The sequence below is a fragment of the Nonomuraea sp. NPDC059194 genome (assembly GCF_042754765.1).
GTDB lineage: Bacteria > Actinomycetota > Actinomycetes > Streptosporangiales > Streptosporangiaceae > Nonomuraea.
Genome location: NZ_JBHZBH010000108.1, coordinates 1 through 1943 on the forward strand (window position 1 = coordinate 1; position 1943 = coordinate 1943).

Genomic DNA, 1943 nt, shown 5'->3' on the forward strand with positions numbered 1-1943 from the left:
CGCCGGGTGGCCCGGAGGAGTCTCACCTCCGGGCTCCCACAGAACGGAGCGTGACAGTCTCCCGTCACTCCGCTCGTCTCATCCAGTCCGTCAGAACTCGGTCATCCAGGCCCAGTGGGCGAACAGGGCGGGCTGGCGTTGCAGCAGCCCGGTCCACCACCGTTTGGCCTTCTTGAACGACCGTAGCCGTTTGAACTTCCGTCGCGCCCAGCGCACCAGGTAGGTGTTGATGCGCCGCATCAGAGCGTGGAGTTCGGTCCGGTAGAACCTGCCGTAGTAGTTCATCCAGCCGCGAATGACCGGATTCATCCACGAGGCGAGGTCGGCCAGATCCGTGGTGGTGCGCAGATGGATGCGCCAGGACCGCAGTGTCGCGCTCATCTTCTTGAACGCGTCCTTGCTGACCGCGGGCAGGAACGCGGCGAACATGCTCGTCCCGTCCCTGGTCAGGGCTTTCCTGGCGCGGAAGGTGTAGCCGAGGAAGGTGAACGCCGTCTCCTCATGATCGAGACGGCGGTTACGGTCCTTGCAGTACACGATCTTCGTTTTGGCCGGGTGCAGTCGCAGCCCGACCTGCTCCATCCTTGCCCCCAGCGCGGCCAGGACCTGTTCGGCCCGCCGCCTGGTCGCGCAATGCACCACCGCGTCATCGGCGAAGCGTTCGAACTCCACCATCGGGAACTCGCGTTCCAGCCAGGAGTCAAACGCGTAGTGCATGAACAAGTTGGCGATCACAGGTGAGATCGCCGAACCCTGCGGGGTTCCGCGATCACGTTCCTCCAGCTTGCCCTCAAGGGTGAGGATCGGGGCGGTCAGCCACCGCCGCACATACAGCACGATCCACCGCTGCTCGTGTGTGGTGTTGGCCTGCACGGCCTTGATGACCAGGTCCCACGGCACGCTGTCGAAGAATTTCTGGACATCAAGATCGATGACCCAATCCTTCTGCCAGCACCGCTGACGACACCTGGCCAGCGCATCCAGCGGCCCCCGGCCGGGCCGGTACCCGAACGAGTCTTCATGAAAGATCGACTCCGTGCGGGGTTCCAGCGCCAGCGCGGCCACCGTCTGGGCCACCCGATCCGCGACGGAGGGTACGCCGAGTCTCCTCGACCCGCCCCCCGCCTTCGGGATGTCCACCGCCCGCACCGGCGGCGGAAAGTAGGTCCCCGACGACATCCGATTCCAGATCCGGTACAAGTTGTTACCCAGATCGGCCTCGAAGTCGGCGATGGACTGCCCATCCACCCCCGGCGCACCCTTGTTCGCCTTGACCTGCTTCCACGCCTTCCACACCAGGCGCTTGGGAATCTCGAACGGTTTCCCGCCCGGACCCGATGCGTTCACTCGTCTCCTCCCGGAGAATTTCCGGTTGCTCGAACGAACTCCATCCAGATGAGCCGGCCCCTTCGCTCCGCCCCCATTACAGGAGCTTCACCACTACTACGGGCCGGTCCGTCGGCGCGCGCCGCGACGGTACTCAGCACCTTGCGGTTTCTGCCGCCCGATGCGCTCCCTGTCGCCCCGCCCTTACGGGCCGGGCGGTATCAGCGCACGCCTTCCCACGTTCCACACGAAAGCCGCAGACCGGACTCACGCCACCTGCACGCCGGACACCACCTGGCCAATAGACGGGCACCCGCCAGGCTCATCCCGAGATTGCATTGAGACCCCGGTTTCGATGCCGTTTCCTAAATCTCGACGCTTCAGCGATGGTTCACTCGCGTTCGTCTTCCCGGTCCCCACCTGACGGATTCTGTTCCGCCTTTTCCTCATCGCTCACCACGACGGTCTTCAGCCAACGCAGCATGAGGTGGTTTGACGCCTCCCCCCGCAGGGCGACGCCGAAGGGCCAGCCATCCTTCATCTTCCGTGCAGCAGCACGACAGCAGTCGTCTCCTACCGCATGACGACTCCTCTCCGCGCGTGGCGCAACAATGCCG

The 1943-nt window shown here is 64.6% G+C and carries 2 protein-coding genes; both read right to left on the reverse strand.

Annotated features, from left to right (window positions below; genetic code table 11):
• Nucleotides 1-90 precede the first annotated feature (90 nt).
• A complete protein-coding gene (gene ltrA / locus ACFXJ8_RS43990; protein WP_379651534.1) occupies nt 91-1347 on the reverse strand; it encodes a group II intron reverse transcriptase/maturase in 1257 nt (418 codons plus the stop codon).
• Nucleotides 1348-1717: 370 nt separating this feature from the next.
• Nucleotides 1718-1943: hypothetical protein (locus tag ACFXJ8_RS43995; protein ID WP_379651536.1), on the reverse strand; the 226-nt coding region annotated here is incomplete at its 5' end.